Origin of the sequence: Methylomonas aurea (assembly GCF_024505045.1) — a bacterium.
Taxonomy (GTDB): Bacteria; Pseudomonadota; Gammaproteobacteria; order Methylococcales; family Methylomonadaceae; genus Methylomonas; species Methylomonas aurea.
On record NZ_JANIBM010000008.1, the window covers coordinates 52,113 to 65,890 of the forward strand.

15 protein-coding genes are annotated in these 13,778 nt (G+C 52.8%); 11 read left to right on the plus strand and 4 right to left on the minus strand.

Annotation, left to right across the window (positions count from 1 at the left end; genetic code table 11):
- Positions 1 to 101 precede the first annotated feature (101 nt).
- From NP603_RS09085 to NP603_RS09095, 3 genes are read left to right on the plus strand one after another with little or no spacing between them, the layout of a single operon-like run.
- Positions 102 to 236: a hypothetical protein gene (locus NP603_RS09085; RefSeq protein WP_256610551.1), complete on the plus strand. Its 135-nt coding sequence runs from the start codon at positions 102 to 104 to the stop codon at positions 234 to 236.
- A gap of 40 nt (positions 237 to 276) precedes the next feature.
- Positions 277 to 1,080 carry a ferritin-like domain-containing protein gene (locus NP603_RS09090; RefSeq protein WP_256610552.1) on the plus strand — a complete coding sequence of 268 codons (804 nt, stop codon included), beginning with the start codon at positions 277 to 279 and terminating at the stop codon, positions 1,078 to 1,080.
- Complete coding sequence (locus NP603_RS09095) at positions 1,073 to 2,248, plus strand: NnrS family protein (protein WP_256610553.1); 1,176 nt, start codon at positions 1,073 to 1,075, stop codon at positions 2,246 to 2,248. Before NP603_RS09090 ends, NP603_RS09095 begins: the two co-directional genes overlap by 8 nt.
- A gap of 48 nt (positions 2,249 to 2,296) precedes the next feature.
- On the opposite strand, the gene ispG is transcribed toward NP603_RS09095, so the two are convergent.
- On the minus strand, positions 2,297 to 3,517 hold the full coding sequence (gene ispG, locus NP603_RS09100) for a flavodoxin-dependent (E)-4-hydroxy-3-methylbut-2-enyl-diphosphate synthase (RefSeq protein ID WP_256610554.1): 1,221 nt from the start codon (positions 3,515 to 3,517) through the stop codon (positions 2,297 to 2,299).
- A gap of 119 nt (positions 3,518 to 3,636) precedes the next feature.
- Between ispG and NP603_RS09105 the strand changes: the two genes are divergently transcribed.
- The 8 genes from NP603_RS09105 to nqrM all read left to right on the plus strand — a co-directional run bounded on the left by NP603_RS09105 (position 3,637) and on the right by nqrM (position 10,729).
- A complete protein-coding gene (locus NP603_RS09105; protein WP_504137820.1) occupies positions 3,637 to 4,341 on the plus strand; it encodes a metallophosphoesterase in 705 nt (234 codons plus the stop codon).
- Between the two features lie 187 nt (positions 4,342 to 4,528).
- A complete protein-coding gene (locus tag NP603_RS09110; protein WP_256610556.1) occupies positions 4,529 to 5,872 on the plus strand; it encodes a Na(+)-translocating NADH-quinone reductase subunit A in 1,344 nt (447 codons plus the stop codon).
- Positions 5,873 to 7,072, plus strand: a complete 1,200-nt coding sequence (locus tag NP603_RS09115; protein ID WP_256610557.1) for an NADH:ubiquinone reductase (Na(+)-transporting) subunit B — start codon at positions 5,873 to 5,875, stop codon at positions 7,070 to 7,072. It abuts the gene before it with no gap.
- Positions 7,065 to 7,925 (plus strand): Na(+)-translocating NADH-quinone reductase subunit C, encoded by an 861-nt coding sequence (locus NP603_RS09120; RefSeq protein ID WP_256610558.1) that lies wholly within the window; start codon positions 7,065 to 7,067, stop codon positions 7,923 to 7,925. Before NP603_RS09115 ends, NP603_RS09120 begins: the two co-directional genes overlap by 8 nt.
- An 8-nt stretch (positions 7,926 to 7,933) precedes the next feature.
- Entirely contained in the window at positions 7,934 to 8,602 is a 669-nt protein-coding gene (locus tag NP603_RS09125; protein ID WP_054759006.1) for an NADH:ubiquinone reductase (Na(+)-transporting) subunit D, read from the plus strand.
- Entirely contained in the window at positions 8,602 to 9,210 is a 609-nt protein-coding gene (nqrE, locus tag NP603_RS09130) for an NADH:ubiquinone reductase (Na(+)-transporting) subunit E (protein ID WP_256610559.1), read from the plus strand. The genes NP603_RS09125 and nqrE overlap by 1 nt, the downstream gene beginning before the upstream one ends.
- A gap of 12 nt (positions 9,211 to 9,222) precedes the next feature.
- Complete coding sequence (nqrF, locus tag NP603_RS09135) at positions 9,223 to 10,443, plus strand: NADH:ubiquinone reductase (Na(+)-transporting) subunit F (RefSeq protein ID WP_256610560.1); 1,221 nt, start codon at positions 9,223 to 9,225, stop codon at positions 10,441 to 10,443.
- A 91-nt stretch (positions 10,444 to 10,534) separates the two neighbouring features.
- The gene (gene nqrM / locus NP603_RS09140) at positions 10,535 to 10,729 is read left to right on the plus strand and encodes a (Na+)-NQR maturation NqrM (protein ID WP_256610561.1); all 195 of its coding nucleotides are present in this window, start codon (positions 10,535 to 10,537) and stop codon (positions 10,727 to 10,729) included.
- A 35-nt stretch (positions 10,730 to 10,764) separates the two neighbouring features.
- On the opposite strand, the gene NP603_RS09145 is transcribed toward nqrM, so the two are convergent.
- The 3 genes from NP603_RS09145 to NP603_RS09155 all read right to left on the minus strand — a co-directional run bounded on the left by NP603_RS09145 (position 10,765) and on the right by NP603_RS09155 (position 13,772).
- Positions 10,765 to 11,334, minus strand: a complete 570-nt coding sequence (locus NP603_RS09145; protein ID WP_256610562.1) for an alpha-ketoglutarate-dependent dioxygenase AlkB family protein — start codon at positions 11,332 to 11,334, stop codon at positions 10,765 to 10,767.
- A gap of 6 nt (positions 11,335 to 11,340) precedes the next feature.
- Positions 11,341 to 11,817 carry a bacteriohemerythrin gene (locus tag NP603_RS09150; RefSeq protein ID WP_256610564.1) on the minus strand — a complete coding sequence of 159 codons (477 nt, stop codon included), beginning with the start codon at positions 11,815 to 11,817 and terminating at the stop codon, positions 11,341 to 11,343.
- Positions 11,818 to 12,029: 212 nt separating this feature from the next.
- The gene (locus NP603_RS09155) at positions 12,030 to 13,772 is read right to left on the minus strand and encodes a sulfite reductase subunit alpha (protein ID WP_256610566.1); all 1,743 of its coding nucleotides are present in this window, start codon (positions 13,770 to 13,772) and stop codon (positions 12,030 to 12,032) included.
- Between the last annotated feature and the right edge of the window lie 6 nt (positions 13,773 to 13,778).

Below are 13,778 nucleotides of genomic sequence, written 5' to 3' on the forward strand. Positions count from 1 at the left end.
GTAGGGGCCTGATCTTGGGATTGTAAATCTTTCCAAGTCGGGGCGCGCAGCAGCCGGTTTTCTCAATCGGCGCGGCCACGCCAAGTGAACCGGTTTAGCCCATGATAGAATCGCTGACGGTCATGCGCTTCGACATGGATTTCGGTTTGCGTCCGGAGAAAAAATTGAGCTGCCTTGCCCCGGCGGGATTGGACTCGTCGACTCGCGGAGTGACCGAAGTTTCGATGCCCGCCTGACGATGCCGAGTTATCAGCACAGGATTAAATCCGGAGTACCATGCAATCAGTGTTCGAATTTGCCGAGCGGTGTCTGTTTGACGCCGATATTGAACTAAAACTAGCCTTTACTTTTCAGGCTCGGCAACTCATGGCGGAAAATCGCCTGTCCTTAACGCCAGCCGGCGAGCCGTTACCGATTGCCGCTACGATATTTCCGGAAAAACCGGAACTGATGATGCCGCGTGACATGCCGAAACGGCGCTTGGATACCATCGAAGGCAAGGCGGCTTTTTTTCATGCCTTGGCTCATATCGAATTCGTCGCAATTTATCTGGCGTGGGACATCATCTACCGCTTTCGCGGCTTGCCGGACGATTTTTACCGGGATTGGTTGCTGATTGCCGATGAAGAAGCGCAGCATTTTCAACTTATCCGTAATCGGCTGCGGCAATTGGGTAGCGATTACGGTGCTTTTCCGGCGCACGGGGGATTATGGTCGCATGCCGAGGATACTGCGGAAGATGTTTTAGCCAGATTGGCGATCGTCCCGCGTTGCATGGAGGCACGGGGTTTGGATGTCACTCCCGGCATGCGCGACAAACTGGCGACGATGGGCGACGCAGACGGTGCAGCCATATTGGCGCGGATATACAACGATGAAATCGGCCATGTCGAGCGCGGCTCGTTTTGGTTCAATAGCCTGAGCCGGCAGCGGGGGCTGGAGGCCGAGCAGCATTATAAGGATTTGATTTTGGGTTATTACAAGGGGAAACCGAAAGGGCCATTCAACCGAGAAGTGCGTATAATCGCCGGCTTCTCGGATAACGAACTCGACTGGCTGGAGGAAAGGCTGCATGAATAACAAACCGGTTTTTGATTACCCGCTGTTTGCAATGGGCTTTCGCGCTTTTTTCTCACTGGCTGGTCTCTCGGCACTGGCTTTGATTGCGTTATGGAACTCGATGTCCAAAGGCGCCTTGCATATCGACAATTATTTCGCCGGTAGCCTGTGGCATGCGCATGAGATGTTGTTGGGTTACACCGCGGCAGTGATAGCCGGTTTTTTGCTGACCGCGGTCAGAAACTGGACCGGACTGCAAACCGTAAACCCGGACCAGTTGGCCTCATTGAGTTTTCTATGGATATACGGTCGGGTATTGCCGTTTTATTCTGGCCTGCTGCCTGACGGATTGATCGCCGTCGCCGATATGCTGTTTCTGCCGGCTGTAGCTTATTTCGTTGCTCGGCCCCTGTTGAAGACAGGCGATATCAAAAATCTGGTTTTTATCGCTATGTTGCTGTTGCTTACCCTGGGTAACGGCCTGATTCACGCTCAAATTTTGAGTTTGTCGGCAACCAGCGCCGGCTTGGGTTTGACGTTGGTTGTTGCCGTAGTGGTGGCGATGATTTTGGTGATTGCTGGTAGGGTATTTCCGTTTTTTACCGAACGCGGCTTATCGGGCGTGATTTGCATCCGCAATCCTGCTTTGGATGTGGCGGCGGTGGCCGCCGGCATGGCGGTTTTTGCGTTGTTGATGTTTGGCGTCTCTGGCGCGGTGTTGGCGGTTGCGGCAATTGTTGCTCTGGTTGTCAATGCGTTGCGAGTGTCCGCTTGGTACAACGCGCGGATCTGGTACGTGCCGTTGTTATGGGTGTTATATATCGGTTACGGTTGGTTGATACTCGGATTCGGTTTGGTGGCGTTGTCGGCATTTGCCTGGGTTCAGCCGGCGCTGGCTATGCATGCCTTTACGGTCGGCGGAATCGGCGTATTGACGTTGGGGATGATGGCTAGGGTGGCGTTAGGGCATACCGGGCGTGCGCTGAAGGCCTCGAATGTTGTGGCGATTGCGTTTTTGCTTTTGAACGTCGCTACGTTGTTCAGGGTAATGTTTCCGGCGCTGCTGCCGACTTGGTACGGCGGATTTGTCATGGCATCCAGCTATTGCTGGTTGGCGGCGTTTTCGTTATTCGCCTTCTATTATGCGCCGATATTGACATCGCCGCGGGTCGACGGTCAGCCCGGCTGACAGGCACAAAAAAGGCGGCTGAAAAGCCGCCTTTTTTTGGTCGGGAGGTTAGTGAGCGCTGTAGTGCGTCTCGATATAGCGTTCGACTAGTGCTTGGAATTCCTCGGCAATATTGTCGCCTTTTAAGGTCACGGTCTTGACGCCGTCTTCGAATACCGGGGCTACCGGCGACTCGCCGCTGCCCGGCAAGCTGATGCCGATATTGGCGTTCTTACTTTCGCCCGGACCGTTAACGACGCAGCCCATCACGGCGACTTCCATGTTTTCCACACCTTTGTACTTGTCTTTCCATACCGGCATCTGGTCGCGCAGATAGGCCTGGATGTCTTGGGCCAGCCTTTGGAAATAATCGCTGGTGGTACGGCCGCACCCGGGGCAGGCGATGACCATTGGCGTGAAGGAACGGAAGCCCATGGTTTGCAAAATTTCCTGAGCCACGATAACCTCTTTGGTACGCGGGGCACCCGGCTCTGGCGTTAGAGACACGCGTATCGTGTCGCCGATGCCTTGCTGCATCAGGACACCCAAGGCGGCGGAAGAGGCGACGATGCCTTTTGAGCCCATGCCCGCTTCAGTCAGGCCTAAGTGCAACGCGTAATCGCAACGGCTGGAGATGTCTTGGTAGATGCTGATCAACTCCTGCACGTTGCTGATTTTGCAGGAAAGTATGATTTTGTCCTTGCCCAGTCCGAGTTCGACCGCCTTGGCGGCGCTTTCCAGTGCCGACAGGACGATGGCCTCCCGGGTAATGGCCGACAATTCCTTTGGTTGTGCCAACTGGCGGTTTTCGTCCAGCAAGCGGGTCAATACCGCCTGGTCTAAGCTGCCGCCGTTGACCCCGATGCGGACCGGTTTGTTGTAGCGGATCGCAAATTCGATCATTTGCTGGAATTGCGGATCGCGCGCCTTGCCTTTGCCGACGTTGCCGGGGTTGATGCGGTACTTGGCAAGGGCTTGAGCACAGTCCGGGTATTTTTCCAACAGTTTGTGGCCGTTGAAGTGAAAGTCGCCAACAATCGGTACGGAAAAGCCTTTTTGCTCGAGTTGGTTGACGATTTCCGGAACGGCTTTGGCTGCTTCTTCGGTGTTGACCGTGACTCTGACTATTTCCGAGCCGGCGGTTGCTAATTCCATGATCTGTTGGACGCTTGCTGAAACATCGGCAGTATCGGTATTGGTCATCGATTGGACGACGATCGGCGCGCCGCCGCCGACTTTAACGTTACCGACCAAAACCTGTTGGGTGTGTTTTCTGGGGCTAATAGACATAGAATTGTGTTTTCAGTAACTCGAATTGTTTAAAAATACCAAGTAATTCACTTAGGATTAAAATTATACCTCCATAGCCACGGGACGGAAAAATTTTGCGGATAAATTACTTTTCTGATGTGCACTTAGAGTTTGGCGACCAAGCTTTGCCGGATACAGATGCCGATATCGTCGTCGCTGCCGGCGACATCGGGGTCTTCAGCCAGGGTATCGAATGGTTGAAAGCAATCGGCAAGCCGGTAGTTTACGTAGCCGGTAACCACGAGTTCTACGGTTACGAATATCGGCAAACGCTCGATATGCTGCGGGAGCAATGTGCCAACACTCAAATTCGGTTTCTGGAGAAAGGCCAGTTTGTGTTTCAAGGGGTGCGATTTCTTGGTTGCACCCTGTGGAGTGATTTATTCGTCGACGGTTTGGAAAAGGCGGAGGCGCTTGGCCGGTCGCTTAACGACTTTCGGAAAATAGCCTTCGGCGATCAAGCGTTTAATCCCGAACATTTCGCAGCGTTACATCGAGAGGCGCGTCGCTGGCTGCAGCAATCGCTTGCACAGCCTTATGCAGGCAAGACCGTAGTGGTTACCCATCATGCGCCAACTGAATGGAGCTGGATCGATTCGCCGAATGTGATTAAGAAAATCGCGTATTGCAACGACCTGAAGCCATTGTTTCACGAATACGAGATTGCTGCCTGGTTTCACGGCCACGTGCATAACCAGGGCGATTACCGGATCGCCGATGCCCGGATTTTAAGTAATACCCGCGGCTATTTGGGGCGTAAGACTGTCGCTGAATTCGACATTAATAAGGTCGTTGAAATTTGATCCGCGAACCATTTTTTTAGCGCTTTTGCAAGGGGCTTTTCCTCCCATGGTACTGGGGATTTCTCGTTGAGAAAGCCGATAACTTGTGATGTAATGGCAAGGTTTTAAGTTTTCAACTGCTCTCTGGGATTACTGTATCCAAGGGGGCGTTTTGCTGAAATTTGTCTGGAGAGCAGGCGTATTAACTATGCAATTTACACTAAAGAAAGGTTTGGATTTGCCCATTACGGGTAAGCCCGAACAGCAAATAAGCGAGGGTAATGCCGTCAAATCGGTTGCGCTGTTGGGCGCCGATTATGTTGGGCTGAAACCGAAAATGCTGGTTGCGGAAGGGGACAAGGTTAAAGTGGGCCAAGCTCTGTTCGTCGACAAGCAAAATCCCAGCGTGAATTTCACTTCACCCGGTGCCGGTGTCGTCAAAGCAATCAACCGCGGGGACAGGCGGGTGCTGCAATCCGTGGTGATCGAGTTGAAGGGCGACCAGCATGAAAAATTCAGCAAGTATGCAGAGTCAGAATTGGCTGGCTTGTCTGCCGAACAAGTGAAGCAAAATTTGCAAGCGTCAGGCTTGTGGACATCGTTCGTGACTCGCCCCTACGGTAAGGTCCCGGCAGCCGATTCGACGCCGAGCTCCATCTTCGTCACGGCGATCGATACCCGTCCTTTGGCGGCCGACCCGGCGGTGGTGATAGCCGACAGAGCGGGCGATTTCGCCAACGGTTTGACCGTGATTTCGAAACTGGCCGGCAAGACCTATTTGTGCAAAGCAACAGGCGCCAACATTTCTGCAGTTGCCGGCGTGCAGACCGCCGAGTTTGCCGGTCCGCATCCGGCCGGTTTACCCAGCACCCACATCCATTTCATCGACCCGGTCAATGCTCACAAATTTGTCTGGCATATCGATTACCAGGCTGTGATCGCTATCGGTGCTCTATTCACTACCGGCCAACTAAATGTGGAGCGCGTCGTATCCCTGGCCGGACCGACAGTTAAACGGCCGCGTCTGGTCAAAACCCGTGTTGGCGCCAACTTGTTGGATTTGGCCGCCGGGGAGTTGGAAGATGGAGAGAATCGCGTCATTTCCGGTTCCGTGCTATACGGTCATGAAGCGTCAGGTGCTTTTGCCTACTTGAGCAATTACAGTCTGCAGGTATCCGCACTGAAAGAAGGCCGTGACCGCGAGTTTTTCGGTTGGATTGTGCCGGGCAAAGACAAGTATTCGGCTTTGAACGTCTACGTCTCTTCCAAAGATCGTGAATCCGGACGCCTGTTTCCACTGACCACCGACAAGAATGGTAGTAACCGGGCCATCGTCCCGGTCGGGATTTACGAATCCGTCATGCCTTTGGATATTCTGCCGACACCGCTGTTGAAGGCCATCGTCGTCGGCGATACCGATACTGCGCAAGCCCTGGGCTGCTTGGAGTTAAACGAGGAAGACGTGTCCTTGTTTACCTTCGTCGATCCCGGTAAACACGATTTTGCGCCGGTACTTAGAGCAAATTTAACCAAAATCGAGAAGGAAGGATAAATGTCGGCTAGAGAACTTTTAGATAGCATAGAGCCGCATTTTACAAAAGGCGGCAAGTTCGAAAAGTATTACGGCCTGTACGAGATGGTCGATACTTTCATGTATACGCCGTCCGATGTAACGCGCGGTACTACTCACGTCCGGGACGGTAACGATCTGAAGCGGACGATGACTTTTGTCGTCATCGCCACGGCGTTCTGCATTTTGATGGCTTGGTATAACACCGGCTTTCAAGCCAATCTGGCGATGCAGAAAATCGGCGCGACCGATATCGACGGCTGGCGCAGCATTCCGATGGCCTTGTTCGGTTACAACCCCTACAACCCGTTATCCTGTCTGGTGCACGGTATGTTGTATTTCTTCCCGGTCTATATCGTCACTTTGGCGGTTGGCGGCTTCTGGGAGGTGTTGTTCGCCACCGTGCGCAAGCACGAAGTCAACGAAGGCTTCCTGGTATCTTCGATGCTGTACACCCTGATTCTGCCTGCCAGCATTCCGCTGTGGCAAGTGGCCTTGGGCATTTCCTTCGGCATCGTGTTGGGCAAGGAAGTATTCGGCGGTACCGGTAAAAACTTCTTGAATCCGGCCTTGACTGGCCGTGCGTTTCTGTTCTTCGCCTATCCGGCTTCCATTTCCGGCGATTCGGTTTGGGTTGCGGTAGACGGTTACAGCGGTGCGACGGCACTGTCCCTGGCATCTGCCGGCGGTTTGGATGCGATTACCGGCAGTTTCGGCTGGTTCCAGTCCTTCCTGGGCTTCATCCCCGGATCGATGGGCGAAACTTCGACTCTGGCCTGTCTGTTGGGCGCTGCGTTCCTGTTGTATACCCGCGTCGCTTCCTACCGCATCATGGCCGGCGTCATGATTGGCATGATTGGCATGTCGACCTTGTTGAACGTGATCGGCAGCGACACCAATCCGATGTTTGCGATTCCCTGGTACTGGCACATGGTGTTGGGTGGCTTCGCGTTCGGTACCGTTTATATGGCCACTGATCCGGTTTCGGCGGCGAATACCGATGTCGGACGCTGGATCTACGGCATACTGATCGGCGTCATGATCATTATTATCCGCGTAATCAACCCGGCCTTTCCGGAAGGCGTCATGCTGGCGATTCTGTTCTCCAATATGTTCGCACCACTGATTGATTATTTTGTGATTCAAGCGAATATCAGAAGAAGGATCAAACGTCATGCCTAATTCCGAAAACAAGACCAATAATTTTAACGAGCAGTTGTCCAACTACTACCAGCAGTTCCGCGTCTACGCCGATCGTATCCTGGCGTTGAGTAACGACAGCCTGGAAAAAACGGTTAACGTTGCGTTGGCCCTATGTTTGGTATGCGCTGTTTTGGTATCGATTGCCACAGTGGCATTACGTCCTTTGCAAGCGCATAACAAAGCTTTGGACATGAAGAAGAACATTCTTGATGTGGCCGGCTTGCTGGATGAGGGCACCGACATCGACCAAGCCTTTAAGGAACGTATAGAGGCTAAGTTGGTGGACATTACGACTGGCGAATACGTTGACGGCAATGTCGACGAATACGACCAGCGCAAAGCTGCAAAGGACCCGGCGCAAAATGAAGTAATTCCGCCGGAAAAGGACATCGCCAGCATTCGTACCAAGGCTAAAGTAGCCAAGGTGTTCCTGGTGAAAAACGGCGACAAGCTGCAATCCATCATTTTGCCGATCAACGGTTACGGTTTGTGGTCGACCATGTACGGTTTCCTGGCGCTGGAAGCGGACGGCCAAACAGTACAAAGCATCAACCTGTATGACCAGGGCGAAACACCCGGTTTGGGCGGCGAAGTGGTCAACCCGAACTGGCGTGCGCTGTGGAAAGGCAAGAAAGTTTACGGTGACAGTGGTGAAGTGGCTTTGACCTTGGTTAAAGGCACGGTCGACAATAGCCGTCCGGATGCTGCGACCAAGGTCGACGGTTTGGCCGGTGCGACTTTGACCAGCCGCGGCGTCAGCAATCTGATCCTGTACTGGATGGGGCCGGAAGGTTTTGCGCCTTACCTGAACAAAATCAAAGCAAACGGTTAGGAGTCGTCATGGACAAAGAAACCAAAAAAGTATTATTCGAACCGTTGGTCGATAACAACCCCATCACCTTGCAGGTGTTGGGGGTTTGCTCGGCGCTGGCGGTGACCTCGCAAATGTCTACCTCGCTGATTATGGCGCTGGCCCTGACTTCGGTCACAGCCTGCTCCAGTGCGGCGATCAGCGCCGTGCGCCAGCACACGCCGAGCAGCATTCGCATTATCGTGCAGATGATTATCATTGCTTCGTTGGTAATCGTGGTCGACCAGTTGCTGAAAGCCTTCGCCTTCGATGTCAGCAAAAAACTGTCGGTATTCGTCGGTTTGATCATCACCAACTGTATCGTGATGGGCCGCGCAGAAGCGTACGCAATGAAAAATCCTCCGCTGCAAAGCTTTATCGATGGTATCGGCAACGGCGCCGGCTACAGCTTGATTCTGATCTTGGTTGCGCTGGTGCGTGAAACTTTGGGCTCGGGCAAGTTGTTGGGCATCGAAATCCTGCCGCTGGTGAAAGATGGCGGCTGGTATGTGCCGAACGGCTTGATGCTGTTACCGCCCAGCGCGTTCTTTGTGATTGGTTTGATTATCTGGGCCTTCCGTACCTGGAAACCTAAACAAGTCGAACATAACGAGTTCAAAATCATGGCTATTGCTCACGGTGAAGGAGGGCATCACTAATGGACGCCTATATCGCATTATTTGTTAAAGCGGTTTTCATTGAAAACTTGGCCCTGTCTTTCTTCCTGGGCATGTGTACCTTCTTGGCCGTGTCCAAGAAGATTTCAACAGCGATGGGTTTGGGCGTAGCGGTGATGGTGGTGCAAACCCTGACCGTGCCGGCCAATAACTTCATCTACCAAACGCTGTTGAAAGAAGATGCTTTGTCCTGGCTGGGAATTACCGGCGTGGATTTGAGCTTCTTGAGCCTGCTGAGTTGTATCGGCATGATCGCGGCGATCGTACAAATTCTGGAAATGTTCTTGGACAAGTTCGTTCCGGCTCTGTACAACGCGCTGGGTATCTTTCTGCCGCTGATCACTGTTAACTGCGCGATCTTGGCCGGTAGTTTGTTCATGATCGAACGCGACTACAACTTCGGCGAGAGCGTGGTATACGGTATCGGTTCCGGTTTCGGCTGGGCATTGGCAATCACTTTGATGGCCGGCGTACGCGAGAAACTGAAATACAGCGATGTGCCTGCCGCGCTGCAAGGCCTGGGCATCACCTTCATCACAGCAGGCTTGATGTCCTTGGGCTTCATGGCTTTCTCTGGAATTCAATTGTAAAAGGGTATCGTAATGCTTGAAATTGCATTAGGTGTTATTTTCTTCACGGCTATCGTGATTGCGCTGGTGTTCTTGATCATTGGCGCGAAAAACAAACTGGTGGCCGCCGGGGATGTGGAAATTCTGATCAACAACGAGAAGAAGATTCACGTGCCGGCCGGTTCCAAGTTGCTGAACGCGTTGTCCGACAACCAACTGTTCGTATCGTCGGCTTGCGGCGGCGGCGGTTCTTGCGGGCAATGCAAAGTTAAAGTGCACAAAGGCGGCGGCGATATTCTGCCGACCGAACTGTCGCATATCACCAAGCGCGAAGCGGCTCACGGCGAACGTCTGGCTTGCCAAGTGGCGGTAAAAACCGATATGGAAGTCGAGGTCGAAGATAGCGTATTCGGCGTCAAGAAGTGGTTGTGCACGGTCAAGTCCAACGACAATGTCGCGACCTTTATTAAAGAGTTGGTGTTGCAGTTGCCGGAAGGTGAAGCGATCAACTATCGCGCTGGTGGTTACATCCAAATAGAGTGTCCGCCGCACGTTTCCAAGTACGCGGACATGGACGTTGCCGAGGAGTACCGGCCGGATTGGGATAAATTCAATCTGTGGCGTTATGTTTCCGATGTAAAAGAACCGACTCTGCGCGCGTATTCGATGGCTTCCTACCCGGAAGAGAAAGAAATCATGCTGAACGTGCGGATCGCCACGCCACCGCCGGGTGCACCGGATGGCGTGCCGCCCGGCATCATGTCTTCGTTCATCTTTAACCTGAAGCCGGGCGATCAAGTCTGGGTGTCCGGTCCGTACGGCGAATTTTTCGCTAAAGATACCGATGCCGAAATGGTCTTCATCGGTGGCGGTGCCGGTATGGCTCCAATGCGGTCGCACATTTTCGACCAATTGCGCAGGCTCAAGTCGAAACGCAAGATTACCTTCTGGTATGGTGCGCGCAGCAAACGTGAAATGTTCTATGTCGAAGATTTCGACATGCTGCAACGTGAAAACGAGAACTTCAAATGGCACGTGGCATTGTCTGATCCGCTCCCGGAAGACAATTGGAAGGGCTACACTGGCTTCATCCACAATGTGCTGTACGAAGAGTTCTTGAAAAACCATCCGGCTCCGGAAGACTGTGAATACTACATGTGCGGTCCTCCGATCATGAACTCCTCGGTGATCAATATGTTGCTGGCTAACGGCGTCGACAGAGAAAACATTTTCTTGGACGACTTCGGCGGTTAACCTCAGCTTGATCCGGTTGAAAAAACGGGGGACGATTAGAAGTCGTCTCTCGTTTTTTCGTTTCTAAGGCTTATATAACAGGACTATCGATATGGGTTATTTTCTTGCGACGTTTATATTTATGCTTATTGTGATTGCCATTATGGCGGTGGGAGTCATTTTCGGCAGAAACGCGATCAAAGGCTCCTGCGGCGGCACCGGCAACTGCATTTGCACCGAGAAATGCGATAAAAGAAGGAAGTTTGAGGCCGAACAGGCGCAAGCGACGCCGGCCGAACATTCTTGAGCGGCGATGCGGCTAGTAAAGGCTGGAAGCTCAGGTTAAGGCGCGATAACCTTGCGGAAAGTCAAATTGATTCGGCCGCTGCCAATTCCCGAATCGGGCGATAAGCTATGCTGCCAATCGCGTTGAAATTCAGGGTGCATAATCAGCAATGCACCGTCGGTCAGAACAACTTCGCCCTGCCGATCGAGTTTCTTATGGCGAAACGCAAAGTTTCGCGCCGTACCGAATGTTAGAGAGGCGATAATGGGCCGCTCGCCCAGTTCCGGCTCGTCGTCGGCGTGCCACCCTACGTAATCGTTGCCGTCGCGGTAGAGGTTAGCCAATACCGAATTAAACGAAATGTTTAGATAAGCTTCGACTCGTTGCCTAATTCCAGTCAGAAGCGGCGTCCAAGGCCGGGTTTCCAAAAGATTGTAACGGTAACTGTAACGGATCCCCGAGTCGGCATGCCAGGTTTGTAAGCGTGGCAGGACAAAGCAGCGTTCGCCGACGGTGTAGGTGTTGATCGGCCAATCGTGATCCAGTATGAAACTCTTGTAAATTCCTTCGCATTCGGCCTGTGAGTAAAAGCGCTCGATAACTCTCAGACTTCCGTTTGCATTCATAAAGGGCTACGCCTGGTTCTGCCGGATATAACTCGCTAACGCGCTATCCATCGTCGCTACGTGTACGGCGAACCATCCCGGCAAGCGCTCCCGGATAAAGGCGCGGCCGAACGCGATTAGTCCCTTATCGACTCTGGATTGAAATTGTTTGAATTCGGACAATACCCTTTGATGTTCGCCTTTATGTTCGCTTTCCGCCGGAAATCCACATTGTGCCATTAATTGGTTTTCGCGTTCGAAGTGTGCGACGACGTGTTCGTGTAATAGCCGATAGAGTCGCGCAAATTCGGGATTCTCCGCCTTATCTAATTGATTCACAAGCTGAATAAACTCGGCGTGATCGCCGTCGATCTGGTCGTTTCCGGTTGCGGAAATCGTAGCTTCATCGATTAATGTCATTGTTTGTTGTCCGAAGCGAAATGTCAGCCGTTGTCTGAACAAGGCTAGAGTTATATCAGCAGTAATGATGCCAATGCTGAACATGCTGTAGCGCCGCCACTAGAGCTATCGGAGGCGTGCCAAAACCGTTATGCAGCGATAGTGTTCGCCTCCTCGAACAGCAAGGCAAACCAATCGGTTGGAAATGTAAAAGTTGGATGGCCGGAGCACAATCCGCAGAAGGCAAGTGGAACTTGCCCAGGCGGATTGTGGTATAGAAATGCGGAAAACGAACTGAGCTGGATCGGATAGCTCGATCAGTAAACGTCCCTGACGTAACGTTTGTCTTTTTTCAGGCTATTGACGTATTCCACAGCTTGGACCAAGCTCATTTTGCCGTGCTCCCGAATAACATCGTGCAAGGCTTGATCCACGTCCTTGGCCATCCGGTAAGCATCGCCGCAGACGAAGAAATATCCGCCTTGTTCCAGCCAAGTGAACAACTCGGCGCCGTGTTGCTTCATGCGGTCCTGTACGTAAATTTTTTCGGCCTGGTCGCGAGAGAAGGCGAGATCTAGTTTGGTCAGCAAGCCGCTAGTTTTCATGGCTTCGATTTCGTCTCGGTAAATAAAATCGGTGGCAGCGTTACGGTCGCCGAAAAATAGCCAATTCTTACCGCTTGCATTGCGGGCTTGACGTTCCTGCAAAAAGGCGCGGAACGGTGCGATGCCGGTGCCCGGTCCAACCATGATCATTGGCAGACTATCGTCGGCGGGCACTCGGAAATTATTGTTGGGCGTGAAGAAAATTTTCACGTCAGTATTGCCGTCTACTAGATCGGCCAGATAGGTCGAGCAGACGCCTTTGTGATGGCGGCCGTGGGCGTCGTAACGCACGCTGGCCACCGTCAGATGCACGGTGTCCGGGGTTAGTTTGCTGCTGGAAGAGATCGAATAGGCCCGATGTTGAAGCGGTTTTAATAGGCCTAGAAATTCGGCGGCGGAAAATTCGACGGCCGGAAATTGCAACAATAGATCCAGCGTATCGCGACCCCACAAATAATTAGATAATTTTTCTTTGTCGCCGGCCTGCAGGATGCCGTTAAGTTCCTGGTCGCCGGAACGCTTTGCGATTTCCTCGACGAATTCTTTGCTCGGGGTTTTGATTTCGAAATGGGTCCGCAATGCTTCCGAAAGCGTCATCAATTCGCCGTTGACCGGTTCGTCTTCGCTGCCGGTGCACCCCAGGGCTTTGACGATATCGGCGACCAATTGCGGGCAGTTGGTCGGCACGACGCACATCGCGTCGCCGGCTTCGTAACTGAGTCCGGAACCGGCGATCGAGATTTCGTAATGGCGAGTTTCCTTCGACGAATTCTCGGCTGTCAACAAGCGGTTGACCAGCAATTTGGCAGGGAACGGATTCTTGCGGTTATAAGCCGGTTTGGCTGCAACGCGGTTATCGGTGTCCAGCACGGCGACGGTGGCCGCGCCTTCTGCCATCAACGGGATTACTTCGCTAAGCCACTGTTCGGCGGGTGCCTCGAAATCGACGTCGCAATCAACGCGGTCGAACAAGCGTTGCGCGCCTAGGGTTGCCAAGCGCTCGTCCCAATCCTTGCCGGCTTGGCAGAACAGGTCGTAGCTGGTATCGCCCAACGCTAAAATCGAATATTTGACGTTCTCCAAACGGGGTGCGGAATCTTCTTTAGCGGCATCCCAGAGCATTTCGGCGTTATCCGGCATCGCGCCTTCGCCGTACGTGCTGGTTATGATCAGCAGGTATTCCATTTTGGTCAGTTGGCCGATATCGATTTCGTCCATGCCTTTGACTACCGGCACCAAGCCGTGACTTTTGGCGCGGTTGGCGGCGTCATGGGCCAGGCTTTCGGAATTGCCGGTTTGGCTGCCGAACAGAATATGCAACGTCCGGTTGCCGCTCTGGTTACTGCTAGTGGAGTTTTGCACCATATGGCTGTGCATGCCGGCAAAAAATCCGCTCAGCCAAGCGCGTTGGACGTCGGAATAGGGTGCGTTTTCAGGGATAAAAGGTGATTTCATTTCTTT

Coding starts and splice junctions, on each gene's coding strand:
- NP603_RS09125 (WP_054759006.1), top strand. CDS start 7,934: ATGGACAAAGAAACCAAAAAAGTATTATTCGAACCGTTGGTCGATAAC.
- NP603_RS09120 (WP_256610558.1), top strand. CDS start 7,065: ATGCCTAATTCCGAAAACAAGACCAATAATTTTAACGAGCAGTTGTCC.
- NP603_RS09095 (WP_256610553.1), top strand. CDS start 1,073: ATGAATAACAAACCGGTTTTTGATTACCCGCTGTTTGCAATGGGCTTT.
- nqrE (WP_256610559.1), top strand. CDS start 8,602: ATGGACGCCTATATCGCATTATTTGTTAAAGCGGTTTTCATTGAAAAC.
- ispG (WP_256610554.1), bottom strand. CDS start 3,517: ATGTCTATTAGCCCCAGAAAACACACCCAACAGGTTTTGGTCGGTAAC.
- NP603_RS09150 (WP_256610564.1), bottom strand. CDS start 11,817: ATGTTCAGCATTGGCATCATTACTGCTGATATAACTCTAGCCTTGTTC.
- nqrF (WP_256610560.1), top strand. CDS start 9,223: ATGCTTGAAATTGCATTAGGTGTTATTTTCTTCACGGCTATCGTGATT.
- NP603_RS09155 (WP_256610566.1), bottom strand. CDS start 13,772: ATGAAATCACCTTTTATCCCTGAAAACGCACCCTATTCCGACGTCCAA.
- NP603_RS09110 (WP_256610556.1), top strand. CDS start 4,529: ATGCAATTTACACTAAAGAAAGGTTTGGATTTGCCCATTACGGGTAAG.
- NP603_RS09115 (WP_256610557.1), top strand. CDS start 5,873: ATGTCGGCTAGAGAACTTTTAGATAGCATAGAGCCGCATTTTACAAAA.
- nqrM (WP_256610561.1), top strand. CDS start 10,535: ATGGGTTATTTTCTTGCGACGTTTATATTTATGCTTATTGTGATTGCC.
- NP603_RS09085 (WP_256610551.1), top strand. CDS start 102: ATGATAGAATCGCTGACGGTCATGCGCTTCGACATGGATTTCGGTTTG.
- NP603_RS09090 (WP_256610552.1), top strand. CDS start 277: ATGCAATCAGTGTTCGAATTTGCCGAGCGGTGTCTGTTTGACGCCGAT.
- NP603_RS09145 (WP_256610562.1), bottom strand. CDS start 11,334: ATGAATGCAAACGGAAGTCTGAGAGTTATCGAGCGCTTTTACTCACAG.